Annotated in this window: 11 protein-coding genes; 4 read left to right on the top strand and 7 right to left on the bottom strand. The window is 69.2% G+C overall.

Annotated features, from left to right (window positions below; all coding sequences use genetic code 11):
• Positions 1-287 precede the first annotated feature (287 nt).
• The 3 genes from D7V93_RS44455 to D7V93_RS18500 form a co-directional block, all read right to left on the bottom strand.
• On the bottom strand, positions 288-1,061 hold the full coding sequence (locus D7V93_RS44455; RefSeq protein WP_147451225.1) for an HNH endonuclease family protein: 774 nt from the start codon (positions 1,059-1,061) through the stop codon (positions 288-290).
• A 152-nt stretch (positions 1,062-1,213) separates the two neighbouring features.
• Entirely contained in the window at positions 1,214-2,650 is a 1,437-nt protein-coding gene (locus tag D7V93_RS18505) for an AAA family ATPase (protein WP_120644670.1), read from the bottom strand.
• 233 nt (positions 2,651-2,883) lie between these two features.
• The gene (locus tag D7V93_RS18500; RefSeq protein ID WP_120644669.1) at positions 2,884-4,050 is read right to left on the bottom strand and encodes a trypsin-like serine protease; all 1,167 of its coding nucleotides are present in this window, start codon (positions 4,048-4,050) and stop codon (positions 2,884-2,886) included.
• 281 nt (positions 4,051-4,331) lie between these two features.
• Here D7V93_RS18500 and D7V93_RS18495 point away from each other — a divergent pair, with 281 nt between their 5' ends.
• Positions 4,332-5,843 carry a putative metal-binding motif-containing protein gene (locus D7V93_RS18495; RefSeq protein ID WP_120644668.1) on the top strand — a complete coding sequence of 504 codons (1,512 nt, stop codon included), beginning with the start codon at positions 4,332-4,334 and terminating at the stop codon, positions 5,841-5,843.
• Here D7V93_RS18495 and D7V93_RS18490 read toward each other — a convergent pair.
• Positions 5,833-8,469 (bottom strand): winged helix-turn-helix domain-containing protein, encoded by a 2,637-nt coding sequence (locus D7V93_RS18490; protein ID WP_120644667.1) that lies wholly within the window; start codon positions 8,467-8,469, stop codon positions 5,833-5,835. The two genes, D7V93_RS18495 and D7V93_RS18490, sit on opposite strands and share 11 nt — an antisense overlap.
• A gap of 53 nt (positions 8,470-8,522) precedes the next feature.
• Positions 8,523-9,152 carry a histidine phosphatase family protein gene (locus D7V93_RS18485; protein WP_120644666.1) on the bottom strand — a complete coding sequence of 210 codons (630 nt, stop codon included), beginning with the start codon at positions 9,150-9,152 and terminating at the stop codon, positions 8,523-8,525.
• 315 nt (positions 9,153-9,467) lie between these two features.
• On the opposite strand from D7V93_RS18485, the gene D7V93_RS18480 reads away from it, so the two are divergent.
• Complete coding sequence (locus D7V93_RS18480; protein ID WP_120644665.1) at positions 9,468-11,420, top strand: polysaccharide biosynthesis protein; 1,953 nt, start codon at positions 9,468-9,470, stop codon at positions 11,418-11,420.
• A gap of 114 nt (positions 11,421-11,534) precedes the next feature.
• Here the strand turns inward: D7V93_RS18480 and D7V93_RS18475 are convergent, their stop codons facing one another.
• Complete coding sequence (locus tag D7V93_RS18475; protein ID WP_120644664.1) at positions 11,535-12,461, bottom strand: GNAT family N-acetyltransferase; 927 nt, start codon at positions 12,459-12,461, stop codon at positions 11,535-11,537.
• Positions 12,462-12,709: 248 nt separating this feature from the next.
• Here D7V93_RS18475 and D7V93_RS18470 point away from each other — a divergent pair, with 248 nt between their 5' ends.
• Both D7V93_RS18470 and D7V93_RS18465 read left to right on the top strand, forming a co-directional pair.
• Positions 12,710-14,035, top strand: coding sequence for a superantigen-like protein SSL4 (locus tag D7V93_RS18470; RefSeq protein ID WP_120644672.1), 1,326 nt, complete (start codon positions 12,710-12,712; stop codon positions 14,033-14,035).
• A 131-nt stretch (positions 14,036-14,166) separates the two neighbouring features.
• The gene (locus D7V93_RS18465) at positions 14,167-15,318 is read left to right on the top strand and encodes a DegT/DnrJ/EryC1/StrS family aminotransferase (RefSeq protein WP_120644663.1); all 1,152 of its coding nucleotides are present in this window, start codon (positions 14,167-14,169) and stop codon (positions 15,316-15,318) included.
• Here D7V93_RS18465 and D7V93_RS18460 read toward each other — a convergent pair.
• Positions 15,239-16,000: a sugar transferase gene (locus D7V93_RS18460; RefSeq protein ID WP_120644671.1), complete on the bottom strand. Its 762-nt coding sequence runs from the start codon at positions 15,998-16,000 to the stop codon at positions 15,239-15,241. The two genes, D7V93_RS18465 and D7V93_RS18460, sit on opposite strands and share 80 nt — an antisense overlap.
• Positions 16,001-16,252: the final 252 nt, after the last annotated feature.

Below are 16,252 nucleotides of genomic sequence, written 5' to 3'. Positions count from 1 at the left end.
GGCTTCGCCGGGGGCGGGGGGAGGGGCGCGCGCGTCTGTGTGTCGCCCAGGTCGAAGGAGATGCCGCAGTAGCCGCAGGTGTAGTGCGTCTGCCTGGCCTGGAGCTTGAAGGGGGCGTTGCAGTCGGGGCAGCGTGAAGTACGGGGTCCAGTCCGGGCCATGCCGCCGGGTCTACCATCCTGGCGATACGGGCTGGAGCACGTTCGCTTGATGTGCCACTAAAACATCAATGCTATCACTCAAGGTGATGGACCGCGCGGCGGCGTCGGCGATGGTGGGATGGGGGGCTAGCGAGTGGGGCGATGCCGCCGCGGACTTGTTGAACGGGACCCAGGATACAACCCAGGCTCTTTCCGTGTGACGATGTCGTGGGCAGCGCGGTAGTACTGTTCGGCACGCTGCGGGTCGCTGGTGTGCAGTGATAGGAAGGCTCGGGCGCATCCACTAAAGGGCCAGTAGTCCTCCTGGGCTGCGGCGAGCACTTCGCGTGCATCCTGGCGTTGCTTGGAACTGCCCTTCTTGGCGAGTTGGATCTTGTCCCAAAGTTGGACCAGACAGTGAGCTCGCCCGTCGTTGAGGTCAGTGCGCAGGTGCAACTCGAAGAAGTCGATGGTCACTCGGGCTCGTCGACGCGCAGGCCCCGAGCGCTTCACGGGGGCTGGGACGATGCCGTGAAACGTAATGAACTCTTCGGGCGCACGTCCCTGGGTGCCCAGGGGAAAGATGAGTAGCGGCTTTTCCACCGCATCGAGTTCGGCGATGTCGGTGCTGGCATTGGAAGCAGTGCCCGCAATGGGAAAATAATCTGACTTCAGCGGTGAGTTGCACATTTTGCAGACAACAGCCAAGTTGCCGGGCTCATAGGCAAGCAGCGGGTAGCCGTCAGCCGCTCCATTCCCCGTGGAATAGCGAATGCCCAGGCGCAGAGCTTTTTCAGGAGGTGGCCAGGGCGTGACGCGGCCCTTGGGGCGGAAGTGCTCGACATCATAATCGATGTTCGCTTGGACGCTATTCCCCATGGGGCGCTCGCAATAAGCACACTTGTGGTGTTGCAGTTCCATGAGGATGCGCTTTATTTCGCCCCAAATGGCAGGTCCGCTGAAGCGTCGACGTCGGCGCATCGCGGAGGTGTGCCTGTTCGCACGAGCGAGCCAGCCAGGGACCTGATGCTCGATGAGCGTGCGCAGGCTTCCAGAAGAGAGGGTCAACCGTATCACCGAGAGCGTCCTCCTCGCTTGCGGGGAGCGGACACGCGCTTCACATTTTTGGGCTTTGCAACCGCACGCAGGCCTTCGCCGACGCGGGTCGTGGCTGGTTTGCGGCGCGGTGGGGGGGAAGCGCGTTTTTTCTTGTTCAACGCAAGGGGCGTTTCTGCCGCAGCGCCACCGCCTACCATCCTCATGAAGCGCAGCGCCTCGTTTACGCCTCCTTCACGAGCATCATCCGCCGCCGCCTTGAGGCGCTCGAAGAATTGCTCGTCCCGCGTGGATTCCAGCTTGAATGAGTCACTGGTGAGGATCTGATCGGAACTGAGGCCGTACAGTTCGTCCTCGGGAGGACGTACCGCTGTGAGGCGCTCCCCGGATGGGAGCGTAAGCTCCTCAAGAAGCAACACGTTCCGGGAGGACAGCGTTCCCGCCACGAGTGGGCTGTGTGATGTGAGGATGAACTGGAGATTGGGGAATGCTTGGGACAGACGCGGCACAATGTGACGTTGCCATTCCGGATGCAGGTGCAAGTCTACTTCATCCACCAGCACGATGCCCTTGCAGTCCACCAGTTTCATCTCCGGTGGGCAGCTCAGGCAGAGGTGGTAGAGCAGGTCGCCCACCCAGCTGATGAAAGCCCGGTATCCATCCGATAGCGCAGGATAGGGGAGTGTGGCCCCCCCTCGCCGGAAGAGATATTCGCCATCCGTGGAGGACTTCTTCAAAAGCTCTGCATCTGGGAGGAGCTGGTTGATGAGTTCGAAGACTTCCCGATGGTGGGAACGGTGCTTGTATTGCCATCCTGGAAGCCAAGAGGATAGAGGCACGAGAGTTATGTGCTCCTCAAAGAGGCCAGCTACTCGCTGGTAACGGAGCAGGCGTTCCTTGGCTCGCAACTCCGTGCCCACGGGCCCTGTTTCTACCCGCCGCGTGGCGCCGTAGCCCAGAACAAAAAAAGCGGGCGAGTCCTCTTCGTACATCTTGCGCGTCCACCTAAAGGAGGATTTGGACCGCAGTAAGAATCGATCAGTGAAACCGGTAGCGGCCGCAAGGTGGACGCTCAGCGCCGTGAGGGTCGCTTTACCCTTGGTGTCTTGCTCGTGAAGGATGGCCATTGCGGTCGCCGTCGAGCCACGCGCCGCGTGTTTCCTGACACGCCGGACAAGCGCGTAGGGCACGTAGCCGGAGCCGTAGGTGAGGATGGGGGCGAGCGTGCTGAGCGCAACAGCCCGGAGCACGGTCGTCTTCCCTGAACCGTTGTTGCCGAGCAGGAGCGTGATGTTGGGGAGGTGTAGCACGGTCCCTGCAGCATCCTCTTCCCGCGGTTCATCCGGATGGCGTAGCTTCATCGCCACGGACTTGAAGCCGCGTACGTTGAGGATGGACAGCGATTGGACGTACATGGGGTCCGATTCGGAAAGGTGCAGGCGCACGATAGACATGCCGTGGCTCCGCACAAGTATCTCGTAGGCGTGGTGCCTGTGGGCGTCCGGTTAACTCAGTGAGCGTGTGCCGCTCCAGCTCCTCCAAATGAGCGGCCGGCGTGTACAGTCTCGCCGTAGTCTACACCGCCACCACGGTGAGCCCAGGCTCACGAAGTACGGAACACAGAAGCCCCCTTCTTCCGCAGGGGAGGAAGGGGGCTTCCGGACTTCAGGCGGCGTGCGTTCCGGGACTACGGAACGGTGGCCTTGACGGACACGCCGGAGAACGACGTGTAGCCGCGCACGGAGACGTACCAGGTGCCCGCGGCGGGGCTGTTCAGGGTGCAGGTCTCGGCGTTGCCGCTGGTGTAGGGGCGGCAGTTGTACGCGGTCGTGGTGGGCTGCGAGCCCTGGCGCACGTAGAGGTCCGAGTCACCCGTGCCGCCCGACTGCACGACGGTCAGCGTGGCGGCGCCGGCGGGCACGGTGATGGCGAAGTGCGTGAAGGAGCCGGACGCGCCGGACAGGCCCGTCTTCTCGAGCAGCGTCGTGCCCGGGGGAGGCGTCGTGCCATTGATGGTGGAGTTGATCCAGCTCTCGAAGGACGACACGCGGCCGTAGAGGCCCGGGTACTGCGCGTCCGCGCAGCCGTAGCCCCAGCTCACGATGCCCGCGAGGACGCGGGTGCCGCCCTTGAGGACGGTGAGGGGACCGCCGCTGTCACCCTGGCAGGAGTCCTTGCCCGGCGAGGCCGCCGCGAGCTGGTCCGCCGTGATGGTCTCGTCGGGGTAGCTGGACTGCGCCTGCGCGTTGCTCAGCAGGGCCACGTCCACCGTCTGGAGCGTGTCCGGGAGCGACGAGGAGCCGCTGCTCAGCGTGCCCCAGCCCGTGACGCGGGAGATGACGCCCGGGTTGGTGACGCCCGCGGCCGCGTCCGCCGCGGTGACGATGGGGATGGCCTTCGCGTTCGGGCCGCTCAGGTCCAGCGGCGAGGACAGCTTCAGGAGCGCCGCGTCCTTGCCGATGTTGGCGTCCACGTAGCCCGGGACGACGAAGACCTGGGACACCGTGCGGATCTGCCCGGCGCTGCTGCCGCTGCGCTTGGTGATGCCGGCCACGACGCGGCCCGGCTTGGAGATGCTGCCGCCCGAGTTCACGCAGTGCTGCGCGGTCAGGATCCAGTTCGCGTCGATGATGGAGCCGCCGCAGAAGTGGCTGCCGCTGCTGCTCTGCAGGGACACCTGCCACGGGTTCTCCGCGATGGTGGTGTTGGTGCCGCCGACGATGTCCTGCGCCGTGGAGGCGGGGGCCTCCGCAGGGGCCTGCTCCTCACGCTTCTCCTGCGGACCGCATCCGACGACCAGCAGCGACAGCACGCTGGCGGCAGCCCAGCCACGCACGACCTGACCTGAAAGCATGTGAACCTCGTCAAAGTGGGATTTTATGAAGCGGCGGGATTCTGCTGGAGCCCGGCGTATCTTGTAAACCCTCGTGCGCGGTTTTATCGCAACTGGATAACTACTGTAGGCGTGTTCAAGACTGGGAGCCGTTCGTAGCTCACGAGGAGGGTGAGTGGGACCTGGATGGCTGGTTTTACAGTTTTAATGGGGCGCAACAGCGCATGTCCTGCCGGACCCGGGAGCAACATCGTCGGTTCATCGGGTGAACGTGGTCACCGAAAGGGATTAGGCTGGTGCCAATGGACAAGCGTTGGACGTGGGCCGTCGTGTCGTTGGTGGGGAGCCTGATGGTGGGGGGATGCGGGACGTCCACCTCGCCGCAGGATGCAGGCACCGTGCAGGATGCGGGCACCGTGCAGGATGCGGGTACTCTGGACGGTGGGGGTTCGCTGCCGGATGGCGGAACCGCCGAGGCCTCTCCGTGTGAGCGCACGCTGGGCGTCTGTGCCGGGGTCCGCCGCGCCCAGGTGGATGGGGTCTATGAACCGGTGTGCACGGCGCTGTCGTATGGCTCCAGCTACGAGGCCGTGGAGACGCGCTGTGATGGCGTGGACAATGACTGCGACGGGGTGGCGGATCCGGCCACGTGGTCGACGGTCGCGCCGCTGGCATACGCCCGGACGCAGAACAACGTGAGCAGTGTCCGCGTGGCGGAGGGCGTGCTGGTGGCGTTGTTCGACCAACCGGCGGTGGCGCGCATCGTGCGGATGGACACCTCCATGAAGCCGCTGGGCACCACGGACGTGCCGGTGGACGTCGTGGATGCGTCGCAGTCCCTCGGCACCGTGAGGAGCCAGTTGCTGTCCACCTCGCGTGGCCCCGCGCTGTACTACTCCTCGACGGGCGCGACGGCGGACCACACCCGGGGGCATCTCGTCCCTCTCGATGCGCAGGGGCGCCCCATGCCCGGGCAGGACGGCGGTACGGGAGACGTGGTCCTCTTCGACCATCCCGTGGGTGGGGTCGCCAGCAAGGCGGCCGTGGCGGCGGAGGGCTCACGGGTATTCGTGGCCTGGGCGGACGGTCCCTCCGCTCCCGGGGCTCACGAGGTGCTGGGCACGGTCACGGACCTGGACGGGAAGGTGCTGGCCGCTCCCCGGGTCCTGATGCGCATGGCTCCCGAGGGCGCCATCGTGGACCATGTGGAGGTGCTGGGGTTGAGCGATGGAGGCTTCCTGCTGGCGGTGCTCCAGGAACAAGGAGGCCTTGGGGAAGAGCTGGTTCGGCTCCAGCGCTTTGACAGTGACCTGCTACCCGTCGGTGATGAACGCACTGTCAATACGGCCTACTCGCCGACGCCCCAACTCGTGGCGCTGGGCGCGTCACCCGCCCTGCTGGTGCGCGACACCCGGAATGACGACACGTTGGCGGTTGTGAAGAACCTCTTCGACGGGGGCACGCAAGAGACCGTGGCCGTGACGACGCTGGACGAGACCGCCTGGTTCGGTGCCACGGCGACGTCCCACGGGCTGGAAGTGGCCTGGCTTTCCGTCCGCTCCGCGGGGGGGACGGGCGGCGATATCGAGTTCAACTGGCGGGGCCGCTTCTGGGCCCTGGGGCAGGGCAGGGCCCCGAAGGACTGGACCCCGAGCGCCGCACCGCTGCCGCTGCACCGGTTCGCCCAGTGGTTGCTGCTGGAGGAGCTTCCGGAGCGGTGGATGGGGGCGCTCGTGATGACCTCCACGCAGACGCCGCAAGCGCATGTGCTCCAAGCGGTCCGCTACTGCGCCGCCCCAAGCCCTACTCCGTGATGAAGGTGAAGCCCCCGGCGACCTCCAGCCGGTAGCCGGGGTCTTCGAACACCACGCGGGAACCCGTGCCTTCCAGCATCTCCCGCACATGGCTCACGTGCACGCGCAGCGAGTTGTCATGCAGCCGCGGGTCGTAGTCCGCGTTCCACATGGCGCGCACGCAGTCCTCCTTCGACAGCGTGCGGCCCGGCTGCCGGGCCAGCGCATACAACAGCCTGCGCGGCAGGGCCCTCCGTTCCAAAGAGATGACGCGCCCCAGGGCCCGCAGCTCGTGGCGGCGCGCATCCAGCACCACCTCGCCCGTCGCGTCGGCAGAAGGCCCGGCGTCCGTCCCCGGCGCGGAGGGCAGCGCGCGGGACAGCTCCGGAATCAGCTCCGGATCCACCTCGCCTTCCGCCGCGGCGCGGGCGGCGCTCTCCAGCGCCTCCTCCGCCTCGCGGGCCCGGCCCGCGAGCCGGTGCAGTCCTGCCCGGGCCAGGTGGCCCACGGCTCGCTCCAGCGCGAAGTCCCCTCCCACCGCCAGCGGCTCCAGCGCGGCGAGCAGCCCCGTGGCCCGCACGGAGTCCCCCTGCCGGACCGCGTCCAGGGCGGCCAGCGCGCGCTGACGGGCGGCCACGCCGGGGCGCACCTCTCGTGGCTCCACCGTGACGGGCGGACCCGCTGGCCCCGGCACGTCCAGGGTCCTCGCGCCCTGCACGGCCCGCAGCAGGCCCACCACGCCGCGCGTCCGGGCCTCCGCCTCCACCGTGTCCAGCAGCGCCTGTCCCTCCGCGCGCCGGCCCAGCTCCAGCAACATGCGGCCCGCGCCAACGCGACAGAGCATGCGGACGAAGAGGTAGCCCGCGCGCTCCGCCCGGGCCTCCGTCGCCCTCAACGCGGCGAGCGCCGCCCGCCGCTGGCCCAGCTCGCCCCGCACCCACGCGTCGATGCAGTCCAGCTCCAGCGCGAGGCGCGGGGCTCCCAGTTGCCCCAGCCGCTCCCGGGCGCTCGCGAGCGCGGCCTCGGCCTCCGTGAAGCGGCCCAGCCGGCTGAGGATGCCCGCGGACATGGCCGCCACCAGCGGGCCTCGCGAGTCGAGCGGCGCGTCCTCCAGCAATGCCACACATTGGGCCAGGGGCGCCGCCAGCTCGCTGTCACGGCCTTCAATCCACAACATCAGCGCGCGGGCATAGGCACACCACCCCAGCACCCGCCGCTCCCCGGACGCCTCCGCGGCGCCGTCCAGCACCGCGAGCGATTCGTCGATGCGCCCCTGGAAGAAGAGCAGGGCGGCCAGGGCCAGGAGCTGCTGGAGGAACACCTCCGCGCTGCTCGGGATGGGCATCGCCTGCAGCGTCCGCTCGCACGCCGCCGTCTCCAGCGAGAAGAGGGCCACGCGCACCAGCACCGCGCCCACGCCCTCTCGCAGGGCCTCGCTCGCCGTCGCCCCCGGCGCGTCCAGCGAGGCCCGCAGCTCCAGCAGCTCCGGGTACGCCCGCCGCAGGTCGAGCAGCCGCACCCGGGCGCGGGCATGGGCCAGCCGCACCTCCGGCGTGTGCAGCGCGGCGGGCAGCGACTCCAGCAGCGAGGGCAGCTCGTCCGCGGCGCCGTGGCGCACCAGCGCCTCCGCCTGGCCGACGACGAAGGCCGCCCGCGCCTCGTGACGGCCCATCGCCTGGAGGTGGCGGCTCACCGCGCGCACCCGCACCACCGCGGGCAGCGGCTCGCGCTCCAGCGCCTCCAGCAGCGTCGCGTGGGCGGCCTCCAGCTCGTCCGGCCCGAGCAGCGACACGAGGGCCTCCCGCACCAGGTCGTGGACGCCGTGCCGGCCCTGGGCGTCCGTCTCCACCAGCAGCCGCGCGCCCAGCCGCCGCAGGGCTTCGTCAGCCGTGCTCCCGGGCAGCACGCCCTGGAGGGTGCTCGCCGTGAGCGGCACCTCGCTCAGCGCCAGCACCGCGGCCAGCCGGCGCTCGTCCCCGGGCAGCGCCACCAGCGCCGCGCGCACCGGCTCCTCCCCGCCCGTGTCGCCGGCATGGGCGCGGCGCAGGAGGAAGGGCAGCCCCCGCGAGCGGCTCCACGCCGCGGCGAAGCCATCCCGCTCGCCATAGAGCGTGTCCAGCTCCCGCCACAGCACGCGCGCGGCCTCCTCGGCGAGCCCATCCAGCCGCAGCTCGAACCGGTCCGGGCTGCTGGCATGTCGGGGCACGGACTCGCGCGAGGTGGCCAGCAGCGTCCCCTTGCGCAGCCGCCCGCCCAGCTCCTCCACCAGGGCCACGCGCTCCGGGGGCGCGAGCACGTGCAGATCATCCAGCACGCACAGCGCGCGGCGCGCCTCCAGCTCGCGCGCCAGGTCGTCCAGGCGGGACGCGTCCGACAGGGCCTGGGCCACGGGCGCTTCGCGCAGCAGGCGGCGCACGTCGTCCACCACCGTGTCCAGCGTGTCCCCCGGCAGCACGCGCCGGTGCACGACGGTGCCCCGGTGCCGCGAGGCCACCGCCGCCGCCAGCGCGGACTTGCCCGCCCCGGGCAGGCCGTAGACGAGCCCGGTGTGCACGCGCTTGAGCATGTCGCCCAGCCGTCGCACCTCCTGGGCGCGGCCCACGAAGACGGCGGGCGGACCGAGCCCCGGGGAGGATGGCGTGCGCATGGCGCCGCCATTGTAGGGTCCAAACCACCCCTTCCGGCAGCCCGCGTCTCGGCTCAGGTGTCATCGAGGCTCGAGCCGCGCAGGTGGCTGACGTCCCCCCAGCTCACCAGCCGGAAGCTGCCCGCGTCGAAGTCGAACCGGTTCCAGCTCGCGTTGAGGACGGCGAAGGCGCGAGGCGTCGCGGGTGGAATGCCCAGGCAGTGGCGGAACAGGCTGCTGAGCAACCCCCCGTGCGTCGTCACCACGACGCGGGCCCGTGGGTGGCGCCCGGCGAGCTCCTCCAGGCAGCCCATCGCCAGCCGCAGCCTTTGGGACGCGCTCTCGCCCTCGGGGACGACGAAGTCAGGTCCGCCGGCTGCGTACTCCGCGAAGACGTCCGGGTGCCGCTGACGCGCCTCCGTGCGCGTCAGCCCTTCGAGGATGCCCAGCCCACGCTCGCGCAGGCGCGCGTCCTCTTGAAGCGTGTGGCCCGTGGTCGCCGCGATGCGGGAGGCCGTCTGCACCGCGCGCCCCAGGTCGCTGGAGTAGAGCGCCTGGAATCGGACGGTCGCGAGCCGGGCCGCGAGCGCGTCCGCCTGGCGCAGCCCCTCCGGGCTCAGCGTGCTGTTCAGGTGTCCCTGCAGGCGCTCCTGGGCGTTCCACTCCGTCTCACCATGGCGGAGCAGGATGAACTCGGTCGTCATGCCGTCCAGCGTACGTGACACTTCCAGGGGGGCAAGCCGCACCGGTTTTCTTGGAAACCGCGAAGCGAATGTCTCGCAGCGAGTGTCTCCGCTCCTGCGTCTGTGTTTGAGCGCCAAGGCGCCCGCGGGGGCGGGGCTGCTGATGACTGCCGCGCAGCGACACCGAGCCTCGGGTCGGATGCACTCCGGGACGGCTTGGAGCCGGGGGGGCGAGCTACCACTTTTCCTCGTAATTCCGAACTGGAGCGAGCTTCCGTCCCGCCGTCACGGAGGAAGCGAAGCCTCACACGCGCCAGTCCGAAGAGGGGGAGCCTCATGGAGCATGGAACGAGTGTCGAAACGCTTTCCACGGTCGTTGGGTCCCTGGATGCGGCGGAGGGCAGCGCGCGGAGTTCACCCCGCCTCTGCTCGCTGCGCATGCTCGTGGTGGATGCGGTCCTCATCACCACCTCATTCTACTTCGCGGCGCTGATGCGCTTCGACGGGGTGCTGCCGTCGGGGGTCCGGGCGTCCTTCCCGGCGGCGCTGTCGCTGCTGCTGGGGGTGCGCCTGTGCGCGCTCGTCTGGTTCGGGCTGCACCGCTGGTCGTTCCGCCGCTCCGGGCTCAACGAGGCGGTCCGGCTGGTGATGGCCAGCCTCGTCGGCACCATCGGGTTCGAGCTCTTGCGCTCCGTGCTCTTCTTCGAGTCGCTGCCGGGCCAGGTGAACGCCCTGGAGTTCTTCGCCACCACCACGCTGCTGGGCATCCACCGCTTCGCCCCGCGCATGGTGCGGCAGTGGTACCTGGACCAGCTGCGCGCGCGGGCGGACGGCGTCCAGCGCACCCTCATCGTCGGCGCGGGCAGCGCGGGGGACCTGCTGCTGCGCGACCTGATGCGCACCCAGGGCAGCTCCTGGCACGTCATCGGGCTCGTGGACGACGACCCGGGCAAGCAGGGCACCTACCTCAACGGCAAGCCGGTGTTCGGCGGCATCGACGCGCTGCCGGAGCTCATCCGGAAGCACCGGGTGACGCAGGTGCTCATCGCCATCCCGCGCCTGTCGCCCGAGCGCACCCGGTACCTCCTGAGCCTGTGCCGGCACCAGAGCGTCAGCTTCAAGATCATCCCGGCCTCCTTCGCCTACCTGGACCAGAAGATCACCGCCGCGATGCTGCACGACCTCAGCCCGGAGCACCTGCTGCCCCGCGACGCCATCTCGTTCGACCGGGAGGAGGTGCACCGGCTCGTCTCCGGCCGCCGCATCCTCGTCACCGGCGGCGCGGGCTCCATCGGCAGTGAGATCGCACGCCAGGTGGCGGGCCACGCCCCCGCCTCGCTCGTGGTGGTGGACATCAACGAGAACGAGCTCTACCTGCTCGTGCGCCAGCTGCAGGCGCGCTACCCGCGGCTGCCGGTGCACTCCATCGTGGCGGACATCCGCGACCTGGACCGGATGATGCGCATCGGCAAGGAGTACTCACCGCAGTACGTGTTCCACGCGGCCGCGCACAAGCACGTGCCCCTGATGGAGGACTCGCCCGAGGAGGCCATCAAGAACAACGTCTTCGGCACCCAGAACGTCGCGCGCATGGCGGACGCCTGTGGCGCGGAGCGCTTCATCCTCATCTCCACCGACAAGGCCGTCAAACCCTCCTCCGTCATGGGCGCGTCCAAGCGGCTCGCGGAGATGGTCATCCGCGACATCGCCGTGAACTCGCGCACCACGTTCGCCGCCATCCGCTTCGGCAACGTGCTGGGCTCCGCGGGCAGCGTGGTGCCCCTCTTCAAGCAGCAGATCCAACGCGGTGGCCCCGTCACCGTCACGCACCCGGACTGCACCCGCTACTTCATGATCATCCCGGAGGCCGTGGGGCTCGTGGTGCTCGCGGGCCTGGGCGGCTACGGGGAGCTGTGCATCCTGGACATGGGCGAGCCCGTGCGCATCGCGGAGCTGGCCGCGAACATGATCACCATGGCGGGCCTGGTGCCGGACAAGGACATCCCCATCGTCTACACGGGCCTGCGCCCGGGCGAGAAGCTGGAGGAGACGCTGATGAGCGAGGAGGAGGAGCTCACGCAGCACGTCCGCAACCGCATCAAGGTGGCGCGGAGCCCCGCGCCTCCCCCGGACTTCCAGCTCCAGCTCAAGCGCCTGGACCGGGCCGCCCGCACCGGTGACGCCCGCGACGTGAAGCTCGCCCTCCAGGACCTGCTGCCCACGTACACCCCGTCGAAGAACCGGAGCGCCGAGTCCCCCGTGAGCGCCGAGCAGCCCGTGAGCGCCTAGTCGTCCGAAGCAAGGTCGGTCCCCGGGGCCCCGCGTGTTCGCGGGGCCCTTCGTGTTCGCGGGGCCCTTCGTGTTCGTGGGGCCCTTCGTGTTCGTGGGGCCCCGCTGCCGCGGTCAGCTCCGCGGCGTGCGGTAGGTCGGGAAGAAGCCCTGGGAGGGAAGTCCTTCCGACAGGCGGGCATACACCCCCGGCTCGCAGATGATTTCGTGCGTGTACAGCCGGGTGCTGGCGTTCGCGAAGCCCCGCTTGAAGTCCTCCAGGCCATCGCCCGGCTGGAGCCCACCCCCCAGGTGGAGCGGCAGCCCCAGCCGCGTGCAGAGCCCGATCACCGCCTCGAAGACATTCTTCGCCGGCGAGCGGGCCAGGTGCGCATCCGCCGTCCCCCCCAGGTAGTAGTGCAGCAGCCCGTCACTGCGGACGATGACCGCGGCGGACGCGACCTGACCGTCCGGCGCGCGCGTCGTCGCGAGCCACGTCCCGGTGGAGGCGAACAGCTCCTCGAAGTACGCGTCGGTGAAGAAGTACCGCAGGCTCGCTCCGTCGCGGACCATGGTCTGCCGGTACACGGCCTGGAACGCCTCCCGCTCCTCGCGGGTCGCATCGCACGAGGCACAGAGGGTGCTCACGAAGCCCAGCCGCGCGTTGCGCCGCATGTGCCGGCGGTGCATCTCCTTCAGCTCGATGGGCAGGCGCGGGTCCACGAGGAACACCTCGTTGCGCGCCGTCGGCTCCGCGAAGCAGCGGGGCCCCTCCACCCGGTCGCGCACGAAGATGCTGACCAGCTCCGTGGCCCTCCAGTCCACGGCGTGCTTCGGCACGTCGCACAGCCCGTCCATCACGCCGCCTGGAAACCCATACGGAGAGATGGCGTCGCGGTAGGGCGTCCCCTCGATGGGCCGCACGATGAGTGGCACGCGCAGCACGCCGCCCGTGTCGCCCTGGATGATGAGTGTATGGGTCACCTGCTCCGCCCGTAGGTGGTGCTCGGAGCGGAAGTACTCCTGGGACAACGCCGAGGCTCCCGCGTCAGGAACCAGCATGGCGCTCGCTTGGACCCTCCTCATTTCTATCCCCCGTCCTGTTTGTGGTGATCACCGGCTCAGGCAATCAAGCCCCTGAGGACCGGCAATGAAGACAAACGGGCAGGCCTCTAGAATCTTTGTCTAATCACAAAGGAATTCAGGGGGCTCCTCGCGTCTTCTTGCGGCTCGCGAACGCACTCCGGCGTTCCCATTGCCAGGGTAGCCTACCGGGAAGTCCGCCGGTGCTGCCCTCCGGGATCCCCCTGATGTTCGACTCTCGTCGTCGCAACACGCCTGGTATCGCCCTGACGTCCCTGATGTCGCTCGCCCTGCTGGTGGGTGGTGCCTGCGGACCCAACCCGGAGACCCCCGCTCCCGGTGAAACGGCCACGGACAATCGTGAAGCAACCTCGCCTGGCAGCCCTGAGGCCATCAACCCCGGAGCGGAGGAGCTTGCTCCCCCGTCCGCGGAGATGGACGCGCCTGCTCCCTCTGTAGCCCCGACCTCTCCGGAGGAGGCCGGATCCTCCTCCCTGGGATCCACCGCCCAGGCCGTGACCGGCCTGCGCACCGTCGCGGGCTGGGAGACGTTGTTCCTGAACCGCTGGAACTCCGAGCACACCTCCAGCTTCCTGCCCAAGAGCAACTCGCTCGACAGCTGGCAGTTCTACGACCTGGCCTACGGCATCGACGGCAACACCGCGATGTATCGCGCCACGGGCAAGACGCAGTACCTGGACCGGGCCCTGCTTTATGTGAACAACATGGTCGGCCACGCGAAGTCGTCCGCGTCGCTGCCCCGGAGCCAGTTCAAGGATGGCTACCTGGGCTGGGCCTCGGCTCGCTCGGACACGCTGGGCCAGGAAGTGCCCCTCTTTGAGAGCTACTGCTGGCGTTATGTGACGCGCATGCTGCGTGTCATCAAGGAGACGCCCGCACTGTACGGCAACGCCACCTACCGCGCGCAGTACGACAAGCTGCTGGCGTTCACCGAAAAGAACATGTTCGAGAAGTGGAACAAGCGTGGCGCGAACAGCTACCTCTACCGCGTCAACACGCACATGGCGTCGCATTGGGCCTACATCGCGCTGGACCTGTCGCGCATGACGACGGACGCGACCAAGAAGGCGACCTACCTGACGGTCGTCAACAACATCAACCGTGACATGCCCAACAACTCCTCGTCGCTGCGCGGTCAGCTGATGACCAGCATGGTGAACCCGTCGGCGTACTTCTGGGCCGCCGAGTGGGGCTCCAAGTCGCGCCCCGGCCAGGACGTGGCCCACGGCAACGGCGTGATGGCCTACATCACCGAGGCCCACGACGCGGGCATGGAGTGGACGAACGCAGACATGAGCAAGTTCGTCGTGACGCTCAACAACGTCATCTGGCCCTCGGCCGGCCGCTACGCCAACTACGTGGACGGCACGGGCAGTGGCACGGGCTGGTTCAATGACGGCCTGATGAAGCTGGGCCGCTACAACGTCGCCCTCCAGCGCCGCCTGGAGACGCACTCGGTGGGCCAGAACACCCAGTACTACGGCAACGCCGCGCTCAACGTGAAGCTGCTGGACAGCGGCTCCGCGCTGTAGTTCTGCGGTCCGCAAGTTCCACAATGCGGACAGACACCCCCTCCTCCCGCCCGAGCGCGCGGGAGGAGGGAGTGTGCGAACGCTTCGGGGAGTGCCGGGGACTGGACCCGGCCCGCCCCCGGAGCTCTTGCATGTCCTCCCGCATCTACCTGTCCTCGCCGCACATGGGCGCGCTCGAGCGCGGCTATGTCGAAGACGCCTTCGCGAGCAACTGGATTGCCCCCCTGGGCCCGCATGTGGACGCGTTCCAGGAGGAGTTCGCCCGGTGCGTGGGCACGCCCCACGCGCTCGCGCTGAGCTCCGGCACCGCCGCCCTCCACCTGGCCCTGCAGCTGGTGGGCGTGGGGCCCGGCGACGAGGTGCTGGTGAGCACGCTCACGTTCTCCGCGTCGGTCAATCCCATCCGGTACCTGGGCGCGTCGCCCGTCTTCATCGACAGCGAGCGCACCTCCTGGAACATGGACCCCGCGCTGCTGGAGGAGGAGCTCGCGATGCGCGCCCGCACGGGCCGGCTGCCGCGCGCCGTCATCGTGGTCCACCTCTACGGCCAGAGCGCGGACCTGGACCCCCTCCTCGCCGCGTGCGACCGCTACGGCGTGCCCGTCGTGGAGGACGCGGCCGAGGCCCTGGGCAGCACGTACAAGGGGAGGGCCCCGGGCACGCTGGGCCGCGTGGGCATCTACTCGTTCAACGGCAACAAGATCCTCACCACCTCCGGGGGCGGGATGCTGGTGTCGCAGGACGGGGCGCTGGTCCAGCACGCCCTCAAGCTGGCCACCCAGGCGCGCGACACCGCGCCGCACTACCAGCACTCCGAGGTGGGCTACAACTACCGGCTCAGCAACGTGCTGGCCGCCATCGGGCGCGGCCAGCTGCACGTGCTGGAGGACCGGGTGGCCGCGCGGCGCGCGAACCATGCCTTCTACGTGAACGCCTTCGAGGACCTGCCGGGCCTCGCGTTCATGCCCGAGGCCCCGTGGGGTCGTCACACCCGCTGGCTGACGACCCTCACGCTGGACCCGAAGGAGTTCGGCGCGGACCGGGAGGCGGTGCGCACCGCGCTGGAGCGGGAGAACATCGAAGCGCGGCCGGTGTGGAAGCCCATGCACCTGCAGCCCGTCTTCGCCTCCTTCGAGCGGCGGCGGGGCAGCGTGGCCGAGTCGCTGTTCGAGCAGGGCCTGTGCCTGCCGTCCGGCTCCAACCTCACCCCCCACGACCTGACACGCGTGGTGGAGGTGGTGCGGGCCGTGCACCGGGGGCGCGCCCGTCGTACGGGGAGCTGAGCGGGCCGCCCGTCACCTCCCGGAGCGGCACGACGGGGGCCACCGGCACGGGCCGTAACGGCGGCTCGCTGCCGAGGAACTTGTGCATCGTCGCCTCGCTCGCGAAGGAGATGCCCTGGCGCTGCACGACGCGCAGCAGCGTCAGCGCGAGCACCTTCGCGTCCAGCGCCAGGCTCCAGTGGTCCACGTACCAGACGTCCAGCCGGAAGCGCTCCTCCCAGCTCAGCGCGTTGCGCCCGTTGACCTGCGCCCAGCCGGTGATGCCCGGCAGCACGTCATGGCGCCGCGCCTGCTCGGCGGAGTAGCGCGGCAGGTACTCGACGAGCAGGGGGCGGGGGCCCACGAGGCTCATGTCGCCCCGGAGCACGTTCCACAGCTGCGGCAGCTCGTCCAGGCTCGTGGAGCGCAGGAGCCGCCCGGACCAGGTGAGGCGCTGCTCGTCCGGGAGCGGGTGGCCGTTCGCGTCCGTCGCCTCCCGCATCGTGCGGAACTTGAAGACCGTGAACAGCCGTCCCCCCCGGCCGGGCCGGACCTGGCGGAAGAAGACGGGGCTGCCCAGGGTCGCGCGGACGAACAGCCCCGCGACGGCCATCACCGGAGACAGGCACAAGAGCCCCGCTCCCGCGGCCACCCGGTCGAAGCATCGCTTGAGGAACAGCCCGGCGCCTGACTGTCGTTGCATGATGGAGGGCTCCACTGCGTGGTGTCAGGAACGGTGCCGCGCTCCGATGACGCCACATGCTCGAAGCCTGAGCAGACTAGAAGTCACCCAGCCACTCCACCACGGCCCCCGGGCCTCAACCCGCTGTTGGCTCGCGAGCACCCACGGCCGCCGTGGCCGGATCCGCGAGTCCGGGGTCGGCCTCCCGGGGCGACATCCGCCGCCAGGCGCGCACGGTGAGCAGGAGGCTGCCCACCAGCTCCGTCATCCACC

The organism is Corallococcus llansteffanensis (assembly GCF_003612055.1).
In the GTDB taxonomy this organism is placed as follows: domain Bacteria; phylum Myxococcota; class Myxococcia; order Myxococcales; family Myxococcaceae; genus Corallococcus; species Corallococcus llansteffanensis.
The sequence above is the reverse complement of the archived record's forward strand: the minus strand, read 5'-3'. Positions and strand labels throughout refer to the sequence as shown.